Consider the following 16,087-nt stretch of genomic DNA (forward strand, 5'->3'; position numbering starts at 1 on the left):
GGGAGCCTGCCGGGTCAGGAGCCTTTCAGGGAGGCTCGGCCGGCGAAGGCGATCGACGCGGCCAGGAAACCGCCGTTGATCAGGGTGAACAGGGCCACGAACCAGACCGCCCACTGCGGGGCGACGGTCAGAACCACACCCGCCAGGGTGATCACGGCGCCGTAGTCGCGGACCAGCTTCGCCGCGCGGACCGGGAACGACGTGCTGGTCACCATGCTGGCCGCCTGCGTGCCGCCCTGCATCACCGAGGTGACCAGGTTGACCATCCAGGTGGCGGCGAAGGCGGCCAACAACCAGGCGGGAGTGTCCGGTTCCTGGGCTTTCGCCACTGCGGACAGGGCGGCCACCAGGGAAGACTGGACCGCCACGTCACAGAGCACGTCGAGCCGACCGCCGGCCGGGCTGGACTGGCCGGTCACCCGGGCCAGCTGACCGTCCGAACAGTCGAAGGCGTAGGCGAGCTGCCAGCCGACCAGGGCGAGCAGGCCGATCGGGGCGGCCCACAGCGAACCCTCGGCGACCGGGCCGGCGGTGGCGATCACGATGAACGAGACCAGGCAGCCCAGGCCCAGGTTGAGGATCGTCAGGACGGTCGGGGTCAGGCGGTTCTTGTGTGCGAAGACCGCGATCCGGGCCCCGATCCGCTGGCTGATCCCTTCGCTGAACAGGCCGCCACCGCGGTTGACCGCGTAGTAGTCGGCAGCTGTGGGCGCACCGCCCCCGGTGTGAGGGCGGCCCGTGCCGTGGTCAGAGGGTCGCGATGACATCGTTGTATTCGGCCAGCTTCTGCCGGGTCTGCTCCGGCGTCATGGCGAGGTGTTCCAGGATGGTGTAACGATCCGGACGAGTCCGCGGTGCGAACTCGATGACCTGCGCGAACTGGTCGGCGTCGAGCCCGACGTCGGAGGGTGTCCGGGGGAGCTGGTGGCGGGCCAGGCAGTCCGACATCTGTTTGAGCCGGCGCTCGTCGCCACGCAGGAACGTGCAGAACAGCGCACCGAGCCCGGCGAGTTCGCCGTGTGAGGCGGTGTTCGGGAAGAGCGAGTCGGTGGCGTGCATGATCTCATGGCAGCCACCGCTGCACGGGATGCTGGTGCCGGCCACCGCCATCGCGAGGCCGCTGGAGATCAGCGCCTCGGCCAGCGTGGTCACGAACGCGTCGTCGGACATGTCGCCGGGCATCGAGAGGACCGCCTCGGCGCCCATCCGGGACAGCGACGCGGCCAGCCCGTCGACCGTCTCGCCGCGCATCTCCCGGGCCAGATCCCAGTCGGCGAGGGCGCTGATGTTGCTGACCACGTCACCGATGCCGGCCCGGTTGACCCGGTCCGGGCCGCTCTCCACGAAGTCCAGGTCGACGACGACACCGAACGGGATGTGCACCCCGTACGACCCCTTGATCCCGTCGTTGATCAGGCTGGCCACCGGGGAGGCGATGCCGTCGTTGGCGAGGCTCGTCGCGACCGAGACCATCGGCAGGCCCCATCGGCTCGCCGCGTATTTCGCGGTGTCGACGGTCTTGCCGCCGCCGATGCCGACGACCGCGTCGTAGTGACCGCTGCGCAGCTTGGCCGACAGATCGAGGGCGGCGTCCAGGGTGCCGCCGGTGGTGACGTAGACCTCAGCCGAGTTCAGTGAGGGTCGGAGCAGGTCGACGATCTGCTCACCGAGCCCGGGACCGACCACCACCGCCACGTCGCCACCGGAGGAGATCCGGCCGTCGGCGAGGATCTTGCCGAGGTCGGCGACCGCGCCCCGCCGCACCTCGATGTGCAGCGGGGTCTGGACGCTACGGGCTAGTAGCGGCATGCGATGTCCCGAGCCTTCGCCAGGTCCTCGTGGTTGTCGACCTCGACCCAGGAGACCTCACCGATCTCCGCGGCGCGCACCTCGTTGCCCCGGTCGGCGTAGAGCTGGAAGCCGTCCTCGTAGAACTGGTTCGGGTCCTTCTCGAAGGTCGCCTTGAGTGCGTCGGCCAGCTTGCCGGCCGCGGACGCCTCGATGATGTTGGCGCCGATGTACTCGCCGTAGGCCGCCGCCGGGTCCATCAACTTCGTGATTTTGGTGAGCTGGCCATCTTCATTGAAGACGGTCTTCATCTCCTCGTCAGCAAGCTTCTTCACAGTGTCGACAGCGAGGAGGATGCTCGGCCCGCGCTGCGCGAGCAGGGTGTGCTCCACGCTGACCGGGTGCACGGTGTCGCCGTTCACCATGAGTGCGCCCTGGGCGAAATGGTCCCGGGCGAGCCACAGGCTGTAGGCGTTGTTCCACTCCTCGGCCTTGTCGTTGTGAACCAGGGAGATCTTCACGCCGTACTTCTGCTCGAAACCCTCGACGCGTTCCTCCACCGCGCCGGCGCAGTAGCCGACGACGATGGTGACCTCGGTCAGGCCGGCGGCCGCGAGGTTACGGAGCGAGATGTCCATGATCGTGGTTTCCCCGTCCACGGGGACCAGCGCCTTCGGGAGCGTGTCCGTGTACGGGCGCAGCCTGCGGCCGGCGCCGGCGGCGAGGACCAAACCGATCATGGGGGTGGTTCCTTCCAATGCGATGAGGGGTGCCCAGCGAGGATAACGGCATGTGTCCCATCCGTAGGACTCGCGAGGGGCACACGGAAAATGGTATAGACCCGGCTTCTAAGCTGTCGGGTATGACCGCTGAGCAGCTGATCTCCTTCGCCCGTGGCGCCCCGTCGCTGGACATCGTCGACGTGGAGGGCCTCAAGGCCGCCGCCGCCCGTGCCTTCGACGCCGACCCGGCCGGAGTCACCGCGTACGGCACCTCCGTCGGATACCTCCCGCTGCGGAAGTGGATCGCCGACAAGCACAACGTCTCCCCCGACCAGGTCATCGTGACGAACGGCTCGCTCCAGGCGGACGCGTTCCTCTTCGGGCACCTGGTCAAGCCCGGTGACGACGTGGTCGTGGAGAAGCCGACCTACGACCGGACCCTGCTCAACCTGCAGAACCTGGGCGCCAAGGTGCACCAGGTCACCGTGCAGCCGGACGGGATCGACACCGACGAGCTGCGTGCGCTGCTCGAGTCGGGGGTGCGGCCGAAGCTGGCGCACATCATCCCGAACTACCAGAACCCGGCCGGTGTGACGCTCTCCGACGAGAAGCGGCGCGCGCTGCTGGCCCTAGCCGAGCAGTACGAGTTCATCATCTTCGAGGACGACCCGTATGTGGACATCCGGTTCCGCGGCGACGCCCTGCCCTCGATGCTGTCGCTGGACACCAACAGCCTGGTCGTGCACGCCTCCAGCTTCACCAAGACGGTGTGCCCCGGCGTCCGCGTCGGTTACCTGGTCGGTCCGGCCGCGCTGATCGACGCGATCGCGAAGAAGGCCACCAACCTCTACATCTCCCCGGGCATGGTCTCCGAGGCGATCGTGCACCAGTTCTGTGTCTCGGGTGACATCGAGAAGTCGGTGCAGACGGTCAGTGCCGCCCTGGGCGAGCGGGCCCGGGTGCTGGCCGAGTCGATCCGTAAGCACATCCCCGGGGCCACCTTCACCGAGCCGGACGGTGGTTACTTCCTCTGGGTCGACCTGCCGTCGGACGTCGACGTGGACAAGCTGTTCCCGGCCGCGATGAAGAAGGGGGTCGCGGTCGTCAAGGGCAGCGACTTCCTGCTGGAGGGCGGCCACAGCTCGCTTCGCCTCGCCTACTCGGCGGTCACCGTCGACCAGATCGACGAGGGCGTGCGTCGTCTCGCCGAGGCGATCGAAGAGGTACGGGGCTGACGTGTTCCGCGCCGGGTGGACTGCCGTTCGCCCGGCGCGGGTACCCTCGGCTGGTTTGTCGTCCCCGGGGGAGGTTGGACATGACGGAGCGTTCTTGGACTCGCGGTCGGCCCCTCGGAAAGATGTGGGCCGATCGGATGCGCGGCCTGCTCAACAACGGTGACAGTGCGAGTCAGGTGAGCTTCGACGGGCAGAGCCCGTCCTCGGTGGTGGACTGCGGCGTCTACGTCGACGGTAAGCGCCTGCCGGGGGACTTCAGCCCGGATCAGGCCCTCGCCGAGGCGTGCGGTCGAGACGGCGCGTTCGTCTGGCTGGGCCTGCACCAGCCGGAGGAACCGGAGATGGCGGCCATCGCCCAGGTGTACGGCCTGCACGAGCTGGCCGTGGAGGACGCCGTCAAGGCCGAGCAGCGGCCGAAGCTGGAGCAGTTCAACGACGTGCACTTCCTGGTACTGCGGACCGCCCGGTACGTGCCGCACCAGGAGTTGACCGAGAGCTCCCAGGTGGTCGAGACGGGTCAGATGATGATCTTCGTCGGGGAGCGGTTCGTCATCACCGTCCGGCACGGTGACGCCTCCGAGATGGCTCCGGTCCGGGCCGACCTGGAGAAACAGCGGGTGGCGCTGCTGCAGCAGGGCCCGTGGGCGGTCGCCTACGCGGTGACCGACCGGGTGGTCGACCACTACCTGGAGGTGGCCGACGACTTCGAGGCCGACCTCGACATCATCGAGGAGGGCGTGTTCTCGCGGGATCGCATCGCCCCGATACAGCAGGTCTACCAGCTCAAGCGGGAGCTCGTGGAGTTCCGCCGGGCGGTCGTCCCGCTGCAGCGGCCGCTCGCGTCGATCACCTCCAGCCAGGGCGTGGTGCCCAAGGAGATCAGGCGTTACTTCCGGGACGTGCAGGACCACCTGACCCGTACGGTCGAGCAGGTCTCCTCCTACGACGACCTGCTCAACTCGATCCTGCAGGCCCGACTGGCACAGGTGACGGTCGACCAGAACAACGACATGCGCAAGATCGCTTCCTGGGCCGCCATCGCGACGGTCTGGACCGCGTTCGCCGGCGTCTACGGCATGAACTTCGACTACATGCCGGAGACCAATTGGCGGTACGGATACCCGGCGCTGATCGCCCTGTTGTCCCTGGTCACAGTCGTGCTCTATCGCGCGTTGCGCCGAAACGGCTGGTTGTGACCCCCCACGGAAGGGGACGTGGCCGCTAGAGTGCCGGGGTGCCGTCGCGTCAGGATGAGCTGCACTCGTATCAGTACTCGGTGCAGCGTGTGGTCGCGGCGCTGGTCTCGCACGACCCGGATCCACACCGGTCGCCGCTGCGCCGGGCCGGCGTCACGGCACTCGTCGGCCTCCTGGTCGCCGCCCTGACCGTCGGCGGGTTCGCCGTCTACGGCCTCTTCACCGGGCACAGCATGGCCGAGGCGAACGACACGAGCGCGGTGCTGGTCGAGAAGAACAGTGGCGCCCGGTACGTCTATCTGAAGTCCGACGGCAAGCTGCACCCGGTGCTGAACTACACGTCCGGGCTGCTGCTGACCGAGGGGGACACGCCGGCACTGAAGACGGTGCCGGCCGAGAAACTCGCGAAGATCCCGCTCGGCGCCCCGCTCGGCATCCCGGACGCGCCGGACGCCCTGCCCGCCTCCGGAAACCTGCTCAGTGGCGCCTGGTCGGTGTGCACCGACACCGCCTCGGGTCGGGCCCGCAGCACGCTCGTGGTCGGGACCGCGCCCACCGGTGGCAGCGCGCCGACCGGTGGCCTGCTGGTCCGGGACGCGAGTGGGCGTACCCATCTGATCAACGACGGGAAACGGCATCTGCTGCCGGCGGCCCGGGTGGACGCCATCGAGCGCGCCCTCGGCTGGTACGGCTCCCGCCCCTGGCTGGTCTCGACCGCCTGGGTCGACGCCGTCCCGGCCGGTCCCGATCTGGCCGCGCCGATCCTCCCGGCCGGGCGGAAGAACTCGGTGATCCCCGGCCGCCGGGTCGGTCAGGTGCTGACCGGCGATGGGAAGACGTATGCCGTGGTGCTCGCCGACGGAATCGCCGCGCTCACCGAGATGCAGGCGAAACTGATGGCCACCACACCGATCACGGTGGACCCCGAGGTATTCCTCAAGCTGCCCCCGTCGGACACCCAACTGGTCGGCGCCGAAGGACTGCCCACCACGGTGCCGGCCCTGGCCGAGACGCCGGCGAGCGCCTGCGTGACGATGCCCGGCGCCGCCGTGAAGGTGAATCCCACGATCCCCGCCGGTACGGCTCCGGCCGCCAAGGCGCGGGTCGATCTGGTGCACGTGGCCCGTGGAAAGGGCGCGCTGGTGGAGGCGATCGCCTCGCCCGACGCCCCGGAGGGCAGCGGTACGGTGAGCCTGATCACCGACTCCGGCCGGTACTACCCGCTGGCGAGCCGAGACCTGCTGGGCCGATTCGGGTACGGGAGTGTGCGTCCCACCCGGATTCCGGCTCAGCTGGTCGCCTACCTGCCCGCCGGTCCGGCCCTGGATCCGATCCGGGCCGGCCGGCAGTAGCGGGTTCTACCGGGGTTCCTGCTTGCTCTTGTTCTGCTCGGTGACGGCGCCGTTCGCGGTGGTGTAGGCGGTCGGCTCGATCGGCTCGAACGCGGCGTCGTCGGCGCCGGAACGGGACGTCGCGGGCTCATACTCGTCCCACTGCGCCTCACGGCGGCGACGGGCGACATACGCGGCGCCCACCCCGACAGCGGTGCCGACGAGGGCCCACCCGAACAGCCGGCCGGTGCGGCTCTTCTTGCGGCCGATCGCCTTCTCCGCCTTCTTCTGCAGCTTGCGGGCCTGCTTGCGGTCGGCCTTGAGCTCCTTGCGGGTCGCCTTGCGGGTGGTCTTCCCGGCCTGCCGGACGTTCTCCGACGCGGCGTTCAGCGCGGCCAGCGCGCTGTCCCAGCTCTGTGAAGCGGCGTCCCGGGCGGCGCTGGCGGCCGGCTGGACCCGCTCCCTGGCGGCGTTGATCTTGGGTGCGACGGTCGCGCTGGTCTCGGTTGCCGCGATCGAAGCCGCGCGCTTGAAGTGGTCGACGCTCTGCCCGAGCTCATTGCGCATCCGCGCTTTCCGGCTCCGACGGCGAATCGTTGCGAACACCAGTGCCCACCTCCTGTGGTTTCTTCCAGCCATGTTGCCCTCTCGGGTACCCCCGCGCGGCCGGATCTCCGACATGGGGGAGGATCCGAATTGCACGAGAACAGCCCATCACGATGACGGGAGTACCCGTGGCCGAGACCCTTTACGCCACCCTGCACACCAATCACGGCGTCATCCGCCTCCAGCTCTTCCCGGATCACGCCCCGGCGACCGTCCGGAACTTCGTGGAGCTGGCCGAGGGCACCAAGGAGTACAAGGACCCCCGGACCAACCAGCCGGGCAGCGGGCCGTACTACGACGGCACCATCTCCCACCGGGTCATCGCCGGCTTCATGATCCAGCTCGGTGACCCGACCGGCACCGGCCGCGGCGGCCCCGGCTACCAGTTCGGCGACGAATTCCACCCGGAGCTCGCCTTCGACCGGCCGTACCTGCTGGCGATGGCGAACGCCGGGCCGGGCACCAACGGCTCGCAGTTCTTCATCACGGTCGCGCCGACCCCGCACCTGAACCGTCGGCACACCATCTTCGGCCAGGTCGCGGACGAGCAGTCGGCCAAGGTCGTCGACTCGATCGCGAATACGGCGACCGGCCCGGGCGACCGCCCGCGCGAGGACGTCGTCATCGAGCGAGTGGTGATCGAGCGCTCCTGAGCCTCAAGGTACCTTTGGTGCCATGAGTGAGGCTCCGTCGACGGTTCCGGCGTGCTATCGGCATCCGTCACGCGAGACTCTGCTCCGGTGCAGCCGGTGTGATCGTCCGATCTGCACCAGCTGCATGAATGACGCGGTCGTGGGTCATCACTGTCCCGAGTGCGTCAAGGAGGGCCGTCGCAGCCAGCGACCGGCGCGCACCGCCTTCGGCGGCAGCCGCGCCGGTCAGCTCGGCTACGTCACCACCTCGATCATCGTGATCAACTCGTTGGTGATGGTCGCGTCGGCGATCATGGGCGGTCCGCGCGCCATCGTCGGCGGCGGCACCTGGAACCTGTTCGGCAGCAGCACCCCGGTGACCGAGTGGGGCGCCGTCCTCGGTTACGCCTGGTATGACGAGGCGATCCACGGCGTCGCGGCCGGCGAGTGGTATCGGTTGTTCACCGCGATGTTCGTGCACTACGGCGTGGTGCACCTGCTGCTCAACATGATGCTCGTCGCGCAGGTCGGCCGTTATCTCGAGGTCCAGTTGGGCCCGCTCCGTTTCGCCGCGCTCTACCTGCTCGCCGGTCTCGGCGGCAACGTGGCGGCCTACGTCTTCCAGCCCGGCAACCGGATGTCCGCCGGTGCCTCGACGGCCACGTTCGGCCTGATCATCGCCGTCATCGTGGTGAACCGGCGACTGGTGCGCGACTCCGGGCCGATGATGTCGACCCTGATCATGAATGTGATCTTCACCTTCACCGTGCCGGGCATCTCGATCGCCGGTCACCTCGGTGGTCTCGTCACCGGTGGTCTGGCGACCGTGGCCCTCGTCTACCCGAAACTGCCGCACCGGTCGGTCAAGCAACTCATCGGCTGTGCGGTGCTCCTCGTGCTGATCCTGGCGGCGGCCTGGATGCGGACGTCGACGCTGCTCAACTGACCGGCCGCAGATCGGCCAGCGTCACCGCGACCTCGTGCGGGTCGGCGCTCAATTGGGGCTCGCTCAGGACATATACGGCTTCGCCGGTGTCGATCTCCAAAACGTCGCTGCGGCGGGCGCGTTCCACCCGTACCGCCTCGATTTGCTCCCATGGGACATGCCGTTGCCGCGCGAACCCGGTGAGCACGGTGATGCCGGCGTCGTCCGCCGCGAGGCGGACCGGATGGAATACGTCGCGGGCCGCCCAGACCACGATGGTCGCCGCCACGACCGCTGCGACCAGCCAGCGGGTGAGGTCCTCGGGGCCGAAGACGGCGACCAGGAGCGGCAGCGCGGACGCCGCGATCAGCTTCGCGACCGGAAGCGCCGGTTTCACTCGCCACTGCATCCCATCACTATCGCAGAATGGCGCCGACCACTTTTCGAGCGCCGCTGTAATTCGATATTCAGCGGATTCGCCCGACTCTTCGGCGATTCATACTCCGTTAACACTGCATGGACGTGTTCTTGAGTACGTTCCACCCCGCGGCCGAGGCAGCCGCGGCCATGCCGGCGGCGAACCGGCACCTGCCGATCTTCCGCAGATGCGTCGACTCCGACGATCCGGCCGTCCTGGTGACCCGCTGTGTCCGCCCCGGCGCCCCGCTCTCCGGCGAATGGCTCCTGCTGCTGACCGGCCGCCGGCTGGTCGTCACCCAGGACACCCGGCCGCTGCACCGGCTTCGCCTGCACCTGAACGCCAACCTGCGCCACCTCAGGAACGTGACCTGGCGTCTCGACCTGTCCAAGCCGGGCATCGAGCTGGCCGTCACCGCGATCGACGGGGTGCGTGAGCGGTTCCGGATGCGGCTGGGCGACTCGGACACCGTGTGGCGGGCCGAGTCGCTCCTGCGCGAGAGCTTCGTCGCGAAGCCGGTCCTCGTCTAGTTCAGGAATGCCTCGATCGAGCGGTGCAGCCCGGCCGGGTCCAGGCCGTGAGCGCGGGCGTGGTCATGCCTGCTGCCGTACCGTCGCACCTCGGCGCGCCCGACGCCCAGATGCAGCGACCGGTGCGGCAGCCCGCTCAGCGCCGCGCTGACCAGGTGGGCCGAGGTGCCCTCGGCGTAGGGCTCGACCACCACGATCTCGTCGCCGTTCAGGGCGGCGCGCAGACCGGCGGTGTCCAGCGGCCGAGGCGTGTGGGTGTAGGCCACCGTCACGTCCAGGTCGCGGGTCGCCTCCAGGACCGGATCGAGCATCGGCCCGACCGCCACCACCAGCGGGCCACCGTGCCGCAGCACGCGCAGAGTGCCGCCGTCGAGGTGGGCGTGGCTGTTCTCCTGGGTGGAGAGGCGCACGTAGACCCGGTCGTCGTGCCGGGCAGCCGCGCGCAGGATCGGCGCCACCTCGTCGCGGTGGCCCGGCACATGCACGGTCCAGCCGTCGAGGGTGTCCAGCAGGGCCACGTCGCCCGGGGACTGGTGTGTGTAGCCTTCCGCGGCCGCGTCGTACGAGGCACCGATGCTGACCAGCACCGCGCCCACGTCCTGATGCGCGAAGTCGAGCTTGATCTGCTCGTAGGTCCGGTCGATCAGGAACGGGGCGTACGAGTGCAGGAACGGCCGCATCCCGGTGAGCGCAAGCCCGCCACCCACCCCGGCCATCAGCTGCTCCCGGATACCGACGTTGAGCACCCGGTCCGGATGGCGTCGTTGCGCCGCCGCGAACGAGTCGGCCGAGATGTCGGCGAGCACCAGGGCGGTCCGCGGATCCTCCTCGAGGATGGCGGTGGTGGTGGCGATGAACGTCTCCCTCACAGCGCCGCCACCACCAGACGCGGCCGGTTCTCGACGACGCGCAGGGACCGCTCGATCTCGTCGCGGTCGCGCCCGTTCACCACCGAGACACCCCAGTTCGGGAATCGCGCCGGGATGCCGCCGGGCCAGCCGTGTGTCGAACTCTGGTTGTCGATGACGATCGCGGTGATCGGCAGCCGGATCGCGGCGGCGTACGCGATCGCCTCGTGGTTGGAGCCCTCGTCCAGTTCCGCGTCGCCGAGCAGCACGAACGTCCGGGTGTCGAGGTAGCCCTGGGCGCGTAGGCCGAGCGCGGCCCCGACGGCGATGCCCAGTCCGTGGCCCAGTGATCCGGTGCCGACCTCGACACCGGGGACCAGCACCCGATCCGGGTGGTGGCCGAGCGGGCTGTCCCATCCGCCCATGTCGTCGAGCCACTCCTCGGGGAAGAAGCCCTTCGCGGCGAGCACCGCGTAGTACGCGGCCGGGCCGTGACCCTTCGACAGGAAGAATCGGTCGCGACCCGGATCATCGACGGTCTCCGGAGTGATTCTCAACACTCGGTCGTAGAGAACCCACAGCACATCCAGGGTGGAATGGGCGCTGGGGGAGTGTTTGACGTCCGCGGTGACTCGGCTCAGCAGCTTCATGTGTCTAGGCTGCAACTTGAAGTTCACTTCAACTCAAGGGAGTCGCATGGAGACGCTGACCATCGGCGAACTGTCCGCCCGTAGCGGAGTCGCGCCGTCGGCCCTGCGCTTCTACGAGCGGGAGGGGCTCATCCACGCCTCACGCACCAGCGGTAACCAGCGACGATACGACCGGGCCGAGCTGCGGCGGGTGTCGTTCATCAAAATCGCCCAGCAGGTCGGAGTGTCCCTCGACGAGGTCCGTGAGGCCCTGGACTCACTCCCGGAGAACCGGACCCCGACCAAGGCCGACTGGTCACGGCTGTCGGCCCGCTGGCGCTACCGGCTGCAGGAGCGGATCACCGTGCTCGAGCGGCTCCGGGACGAGCTCAGCGGCTGCATCGGCTGCGGTTGCCTGTCGTTGCAGAGGTGCAAACTGGCCAACCCCGGCGACCGGCTCGCCGCCCGCGGTACCGGCCCGCAGCGAATCCTCAACTCGGCCGCGTCCTGACTTTCGCTTCGCGGAGCCCTTCGCGCTTCCCGGACTGTCGCCGCTTTGCGGGAGGCCTTCGCTCTTCGCGGACCGTTGCCGCTTTGCGGGCCTTCACCCTGCTTCGCGGATCTTCACCCTGCTTCGCGGACCTTCACGCCGCGAAGCGGAAGAACCGGTCGGTCGCGGTCAGCTCTCGCGGGCGGCCGGTGAACCGGTGCACCCCGACGGCGAAGAGCACGTCGTCGGGTGCGGTGAACGCCTGCTCCCGGAAACCCTCGTCGGCCAGCCAATCCCGGATCGACGGCGTCAGATCCGGGACGCGACGGGTCCGGGTCCAGATCACCGTCGCGCCGGCGGCGCACAACTGGGGCAGCATCGCGACGGTGGCGCGTACGTCGGTGTCGCTGATGTTGCCGAGCACCCCGGCCATCAGCACCAGATCGGCCGGAACCGCGCCTCGATAGACGGCCGGGTCGCCGGCGTCGCCCCGGACCACGGTCACCCCCGGCAGGCCCGCGGCGTGCTCCCGGGCCGCGGCCACGTTGCGCTCGTCGAACTCGATCAGGGTCGCCCGCACCCGCGCGGCATCGGCCCGCTCGGCCAGCACTCCGAGCAGATCATGGCCCTGCCCGGCACACATGCTCACCACGGACAACGCGGGCTCGGGCCGCTCGTCCAGCCACCGGGCGAGGTGGCCCTGAACCACCCGCAGCCGCCGGGCCAGCGGCGACCCGGGCTCGGCGTAGGGCCGATGCCACGCGTGCCAGTCCTTCGTGATCAAGCGGAGGGCGTGGGATTCGAACCCACGATGAGTTTCCCCATACCGGTTTTCAAGACCGGCGCCATCGGCCACTAGGCGAGCCCTCCCGTAGTGCGGCTCCAGTCTGCCACCCGCGCTTGGATCGTGTCGTACCGGTGGGGCAGAGTCGGCCGTATGCGCGCGATCGTGATCGAGGACAAGCAGTTGGTCTGGGCCGAGGTTCCGGATCCGGAGGCGGCCGAAGGCGAGGTCGTCGTCGACGTCACCGCGTCGGCGGTCAACCGGGCGGACGTTCTGCAGCGGCAGGGCTTCTATCCGCCGCCGCCCGGTGCGCCCGCCTATCCGGGGCTGGAGTGCTCCGGGGTGATCAGCGCGGTCGGGCCGGGCGTCGCCGGGCACCACGTGGGTGAGCGGGTGTGCGCGTTGCTCGCCGGGGGCGGCTATGCGGAGCGGGTGGTGGTTCCGGCCGGGCAACTGCTGCCGGTTCCGGCCGGGTTGTCGCTGGTCGAGGCGGCGTCACTGCCTGAGGTCGCGTGCACGGTCTGGTCCAACGTGGTGGATCGGGACCGGCTGCGTCCGGGCGAGACGTTGCTGGTGCACGGCGGTGGCAGCGGGATCGGCACGTTCGCCGTGCAACTGGGGGCCGCGCTGGGCGCGAAAGTCCTGGTCACCGCACGAGAGAGCAAACACGAGAGGCTGCGCACGCTCGGCGCCGATCTGGCGATCGACTATCAAAAAGACGATTTTGTACGGTCGACCCTGCACCACACCGACGGAAGAGGCGCTGACGTCGTCCTGGACATCATGGGAGCGAAGTACCTGGCCCGTAACATCGAGGCGCTCGCGCCGGACGGCCGGATCACGGTGATCGGCATGCAGGGTGGCCGGACCGCCGAGCTGGACCTGGGTGCGCTGATGGCGAAACGGGGCCGGGTGTCGTCGACGTCGTTGCGGGCCCGGTCGGCCGCGGACAAGGCACGGATCGTGACGGGCGTCCGGGATCAGGTGTGGCCGCTGGTGGCCGCAGGACTGATCAAGCCGATCGTGCACAGCACGTTCCCGCTGGCGGAGGCGGCCGCGGCGCACGAGTTGCTGGAGTCGAACGACCACTTCGGCAAGATCCTGCTGCAGCGCTGACCGGACTTCACTCTTCCCGGGGGATCTCGACTCTTTCGGGGGTCCACAACGGGGTCATATGACCGATAAGGTCGTATATGCGGCGAGTCGCAGCCGCATCCGGCCGCACCATCCCCAGCATGGACGGACAGCGCGTCCGACATCCGGGCGCGCTCCGACCGGAGGGGACACCGTGACGTACGCGCCGCATCGTTCCGCGCCCGCCGCTCACCGGGCGCCCGCCCGCCGGGCATCGCCCCGCGAGGACGGGGTCGACGTGCACCCGTTGCGCACGAGGCTCTGGATCGCCGGCGGAGTCGCCGTCTCGGCCGCCCTGATCGCCTTCGGAGTGTGGGCGGTGGTGACCACCCCGGCCACCGTCGTCGTGACGGTCGCCGACCCGGGCGACATCCCGGCCGCCGATTTCGGTTTCGAAGTGACCGGGCTGCGCTGCGGCGTCGAGTCGATCGGCCCGGAAGGGATGGCCGAGAAGGCCGCCGGACAATTCTGTCTGGTCGACCTCGAGGTGACGAACAACGGCGGCGAGCCGAAACTGTTCGACAGTGGCGCGCAGCGCGTCCAGGACACCAACGGAGTAGCCTACGCCGTCGCCGATCAGGCCGCGGTGTTTCTCAACGAAGGCAGTCCGTCGCTGCTCGCCGAGGTCGAGCCGGGCGAGACGGTGACCGGTGTGCTGCCCTTCGATGTGCCCTCTGACGTGCGCCTACGTGAGGCCACGCTGACCGGGGCGATGTCCACTCCGGGCGTACGCGTGATGTTGCCCGATCCCCGCTGAAAGCGGCGTTTATCGGTTCGTGATCGGGGATCAATTATGTGAATCACACCCCGACGGATTCGATGTTGTGTTGGCATGGTCCACGGAATACGCACGGTTGTCCGGGTTCCCATTGCCCACCTTCGACGGCGGCTTAAACGTGGCGGCGGCATCGGCCACGTTCGGATGGGATTCGCGTGAGTGCCCCGGGCCTATTTCGGAGGCAACACTGCACGGTTCGTCCACCCGGCGGGTGCTCACCGCCGGCGCGCTAGCGCTGGCTGTCATCGCACCGGCCCCAGAACAGGCCGAGCACGGCACGGACGCGGTGAGCACACCGCTTCAGGCCCTGCCGGCCACACCAGAACTCGCGGACCACCCACTGGGCGCGGAGATCCAGAAGCGACAGCTCGGCAAGTCGGCGCCGGATGCGGCGCAGGCGCCGTGGACCCGGCTCCGCGAACTCCGGTTCGACGCCGGGTTCGAGGCGGCACCGGTACGTGACGGGCTGGAGGCCCGCGCGGCGGCCGCCGAACGCGTGTCACGCGCCCTGCCGCGGCGGGCCGTCACGGTGAGCAGGCCCTCGGTCCGGGTCCGGCCGTCGCCGGTCTCCCGCCGTCCCGCCGTCCTCGCCCGTCAGGCCGTCCGGGTCGCTGAGCGCCCGGCCGCCCGGGAGATCCGTACGACACGCGTGGCACGCCCCACACGGGCCCAGACGGCGCGTCCGGTGCGGAAGCGGGTAACCGTCCAGCAGAGGCGGGTGACCGTGGATCGTGGCGCCGTACGACGGAGCGCCCGCAGCACCACGGTGCGGAGTCTCGGGTCGTCCACCGCCTCACGGGACATGCGTGCGGTCATCGCGTACGCCAAGTCCCAGGTCGGCAAGCGCTACGTGCGTGGCGGCGAGGGCGCGAGCGGCTTCGACTGCTCCGGGCTCACCAAACGGGCGTACGCGAAAGCCGGTCTGAGCCTGCCGCACTCGTCCGGCGGACAGGCCCGGAGGGCCAGGTCGGTCTCGCGGTCACAGGCCCGTCCGGGTGATCTCGTGGTCGGCCGCGGGCATGTGGGCATCTACATGGGCAACGGGATGATGATCGACGCGGGGAACAGCCGTACCGGGGTGGTCTACCGCAAGGTGTACCGAGGGCTGTCGGTCTCCCGGCTGAACTGATCCGGGCCGGTACACACACGGCCGGAACAGCAGTCAGCACCCGCCAAGACCTGACGGGTGCCGACTCGCTGATCGCCGCGGCTTCTGCGCGACGACCGATCGCAACCAGGCGCGGGGATCTCGGCCGCACACACCCGGTCGGATGTCTGACAGAAGCATTCCCGAGGGCGGGTCGACCCATGCGCACCACCTGTGCGTTTACCCGTACGAGTGACCACGCTTGGTGATGGGGACGAAAGGCGCTCGACACGTCGAACGGTTAGTCTCTGCCCATCGTGGGAAAACCGGATCAGTTTCAGTGACCACGCCGCCGGAGGCCCATCATGAGTCTTGACCGCGCCACGGCGCCCGATCCCTACGATGTTCTGCCACCGGTCCCGTCTTTCACGGTGACCAGCACGGACATGACGGACGGGCAGCCCCTCGACGAGCTCTACGTGCACACCAGTGTCGGCGGGAAGAACCTGTCGCCGCAGCTCTCCTGGTCCGGCTTCCCGCCCGAGACCCGCGGCTTCGTGGTCACCTGCTTCGACCCCGACGCACCGACGGGCAGTGGCTTCTGGCACTGGGTGCTGGTGAACCTGCCGGTCTCGGTGACGTCGCTGGAGCGCGGGGTGGACCCGCTGCCGGAGGGCGCGTTCTGCGTGCGCAGCGACTACGGCGACCGTGCTTATGGTGGCTCGGCGCCGCCGCCCGGCGACCGCCCGCATCGGTATGTGTTCGCGGTGCACGCGATCGACGTCGACCGTCTCGAGGTGACACCCGACGCGTCACCCGCCTACGTCGGTTTCAACCTCGCGTTCCACACCCTCGCCCGGGCCACGATCCGGCCGACCTTCCAGGTGCGGGGCTGAGTCAGACGACCCGACCCTCCAGGTGTGGGGCTCTGAGGCAGACAAAAAGGCCGCCGGC

At 69.2% G+C, this 16,087-nt stretch carries 19 protein-coding genes and 1 tRNA gene; 11 read left to right on the plus strand and 9 right to left on the minus strand.

What is annotated here, in order from left to right; translation table 11 throughout:
- Positions 1-14: 14 nt before the first annotated feature.
- From Q0Z83_RS44250 to Q0Z83_RS44260, 3 genes are read right to left on the minus strand one after another with little or no spacing between them, the layout of a single operon-like run.
- Positions 15-767 carry a CDP-alcohol phosphatidyltransferase family protein gene (locus Q0Z83_RS44250; protein ID WP_317789484.1) on the minus strand — a complete coding sequence of 251 codons (753 nt, stop codon included), beginning with the start codon at positions 765-767 and terminating at the stop codon, positions 15-17.
- Complete coding sequence (locus Q0Z83_RS44255; protein WP_317789485.1) at positions 748-1,809, minus strand: iron-containing alcohol dehydrogenase family protein; 1,062 nt, start codon at positions 1,807-1,809, stop codon at positions 748-750. Before Q0Z83_RS44255 ends, Q0Z83_RS44250 begins: the two co-directional genes overlap by 20 nt.
- Positions 1,797-2,528, minus strand: coding sequence for a phosphocholine cytidylyltransferase family protein (locus tag Q0Z83_RS44260; protein ID WP_317789486.1), 732 nt, complete (start codon positions 2,526-2,528; stop codon positions 1,797-1,799). The genes Q0Z83_RS44255 and Q0Z83_RS44260 overlap by 13 nt, the downstream gene beginning before the upstream one ends.
- Positions 2,529-2,650: 122 nt before the next feature.
- On the opposite strand from Q0Z83_RS44260, the gene Q0Z83_RS44265 reads away from it, so the two are divergent.
- The 3 genes from Q0Z83_RS44265 (at position 2,651) to eccB (ending at position 6,293) form a co-directional block, all read left to right on the plus strand.
- On the plus strand, positions 2,651-3,745 hold the full coding sequence (locus Q0Z83_RS44265) for an aminotransferase-like domain-containing protein (RefSeq protein ID WP_317789487.1): 1,095 nt from the start codon (positions 2,651-2,653) through the stop codon (positions 3,743-3,745).
- 80 nt (positions 3,746-3,825) lie between these two features.
- On the plus strand, positions 3,826-4,941 hold the full coding sequence (locus Q0Z83_RS44270) for a magnesium and cobalt transport protein CorA (RefSeq protein ID WP_317789488.1): 1,116 nt from the start codon (positions 3,826-3,828) through the stop codon (positions 4,939-4,941).
- Between the two features lie 38 nt (positions 4,942-4,979).
- Positions 4,980-6,293: a type VII secretion protein EccB gene (gene eccB / locus Q0Z83_RS44275; protein WP_317789489.1), complete on the plus strand. Its 1,314-nt coding sequence runs from the start codon at positions 4,980-4,982 to the stop codon at positions 6,291-6,293.
- Between the two features lie 6 nt (positions 6,294-6,299).
- On the opposite strand, the gene Q0Z83_RS44280 is transcribed toward eccB, so the two are convergent.
- On the minus strand, positions 6,300-6,839 hold the full coding sequence (locus Q0Z83_RS44280) for a hypothetical protein (protein WP_317789490.1): 540 nt from the start codon (positions 6,837-6,839) through the stop codon (positions 6,300-6,302).
- Positions 6,840-7,006: 167 nt separating this feature from the next.
- Here Q0Z83_RS44280 and Q0Z83_RS44285 point away from each other — a divergent pair, with 167 nt between their 5' ends.
- Both Q0Z83_RS44285 and Q0Z83_RS44290 read left to right on the plus strand, forming a co-directional pair.
- Complete coding sequence (locus Q0Z83_RS44285; RefSeq protein WP_317789491.1) at positions 7,007-7,531, plus strand: peptidylprolyl isomerase; 525 nt, start codon at positions 7,007-7,009, stop codon at positions 7,529-7,531.
- Between the two features lie 22 nt (positions 7,532-7,553).
- Positions 7,554-8,456, plus strand: coding sequence for a rhomboid family intramembrane serine protease (locus tag Q0Z83_RS44290; RefSeq protein ID WP_317789492.1), 903 nt, complete (start codon positions 7,554-7,556; stop codon positions 8,454-8,456).
- Here Q0Z83_RS44290 and Q0Z83_RS44295 read toward each other — a convergent pair.
- Positions 8,449-8,844 (minus strand): PH domain-containing protein, encoded by a 396-nt coding sequence (locus Q0Z83_RS44295; protein WP_317789493.1) that lies wholly within the window; start codon positions 8,842-8,844, stop codon positions 8,449-8,451. The genes Q0Z83_RS44290 and Q0Z83_RS44295 overlap by 8 nt on opposite strands.
- A gap of 113 nt (positions 8,845-8,957) precedes the next feature.
- Here Q0Z83_RS44295 and Q0Z83_RS44300 point away from each other — a divergent pair, with 113 nt between their 5' ends.
- The gene (locus Q0Z83_RS44300; RefSeq protein WP_317797297.1) at positions 8,958-9,383 is read left to right on the plus strand and encodes a hypothetical protein; all 426 of its coding nucleotides are present in this window, start codon (positions 8,958-8,960) and stop codon (positions 9,381-9,383) included.
- On the opposite strand, the gene Q0Z83_RS44305 is transcribed toward Q0Z83_RS44300, so the two are convergent.
- Positions 9,380-10,252, minus strand: coding sequence for a transketolase family protein (locus tag Q0Z83_RS44305; RefSeq protein ID WP_317789494.1), 873 nt, complete (start codon positions 10,250-10,252; stop codon positions 9,380-9,382). The two genes, Q0Z83_RS44300 and Q0Z83_RS44305, sit on opposite strands and share 4 nt — an antisense overlap.
- Positions 10,249-10,881, minus strand: a complete 633-nt coding sequence (locus Q0Z83_RS44310) for a thiamine pyrophosphate-dependent enzyme (RefSeq protein ID WP_317789495.1) — start codon at positions 10,879-10,881, stop codon at positions 10,249-10,251. The genes Q0Z83_RS44305 and Q0Z83_RS44310 overlap by 4 nt, the downstream gene beginning before the upstream one ends.
- A gap of 46 nt (positions 10,882-10,927) precedes the next feature.
- Between Q0Z83_RS44310 and soxR the strand changes: the two genes are divergently transcribed.
- Entirely contained in the window at positions 10,928-11,371 is a 444-nt protein-coding gene (soxR, locus tag Q0Z83_RS44315) for a redox-sensitive transcriptional activator SoxR (RefSeq protein WP_317789496.1), read from the plus strand.
- Positions 11,372-11,504: 133 nt separating this feature from the next.
- Here soxR and Q0Z83_RS44320 read toward each other — a convergent pair whose 3' ends face one another.
- On the minus strand, positions 11,505-12,134 hold the full coding sequence (locus tag Q0Z83_RS44320; protein ID WP_317789497.1) for a class I SAM-dependent methyltransferase: 630 nt from the start codon (positions 12,132-12,134) through the stop codon (positions 11,505-11,507).
- A 1-nt stretch (position 12,135) separates the two neighbouring features.
- Positions 12,136-12,220, minus strand: a tRNA-Ser gene (locus Q0Z83_RS44325).
- A gap of 67 nt (positions 12,221-12,287) precedes the next feature.
- Between Q0Z83_RS44325 and Q0Z83_RS44330 the strand changes: the two genes are divergently transcribed.
- The 4 genes from Q0Z83_RS44330 (at position 12,288) to Q0Z83_RS44345 (ending at position 16,029) form a co-directional block, all read left to right on the plus strand.
- Positions 12,288-13,250, plus strand: a complete 963-nt coding sequence (locus Q0Z83_RS44330; RefSeq protein WP_317789498.1) for an NAD(P)H-quinone oxidoreductase — start codon at positions 12,288-12,290, stop codon at positions 13,248-13,250.
- 172 nt (positions 13,251-13,422) lie between these two features.
- A complete protein-coding gene (locus Q0Z83_RS44335) occupies positions 13,423-14,025 on the plus strand; it encodes a DUF4352 domain-containing protein (protein WP_317789499.1) in 603 nt (200 codons plus the stop codon).
- A gap of 307 nt (positions 14,026-14,332) precedes the next feature.
- The gene (locus Q0Z83_RS44340) at positions 14,333-15,175 is read left to right on the plus strand and encodes a C40 family peptidase (RefSeq protein WP_317789501.1); all 843 of its coding nucleotides are present in this window, start codon (positions 14,333-14,335) and stop codon (positions 15,173-15,175) included.
- A 323-nt stretch (positions 15,176-15,498) separates the two neighbouring features.
- Complete coding sequence (locus Q0Z83_RS44345) at positions 15,499-16,029, plus strand: YbhB/YbcL family Raf kinase inhibitor-like protein (protein ID WP_317789502.1); 531 nt, start codon at positions 15,499-15,501, stop codon at positions 16,027-16,029.
- Positions 16,030-16,087: the final 58 nt, after the last annotated feature.

Source organism: Actinoplanes sichuanensis (assembly GCF_033097365.1).
Taxonomy (GTDB): Bacteria; Actinomycetota; Actinomycetes; order Mycobacteriales; family Micromonosporaceae; genus Actinoplanes; species Actinoplanes sichuanensis.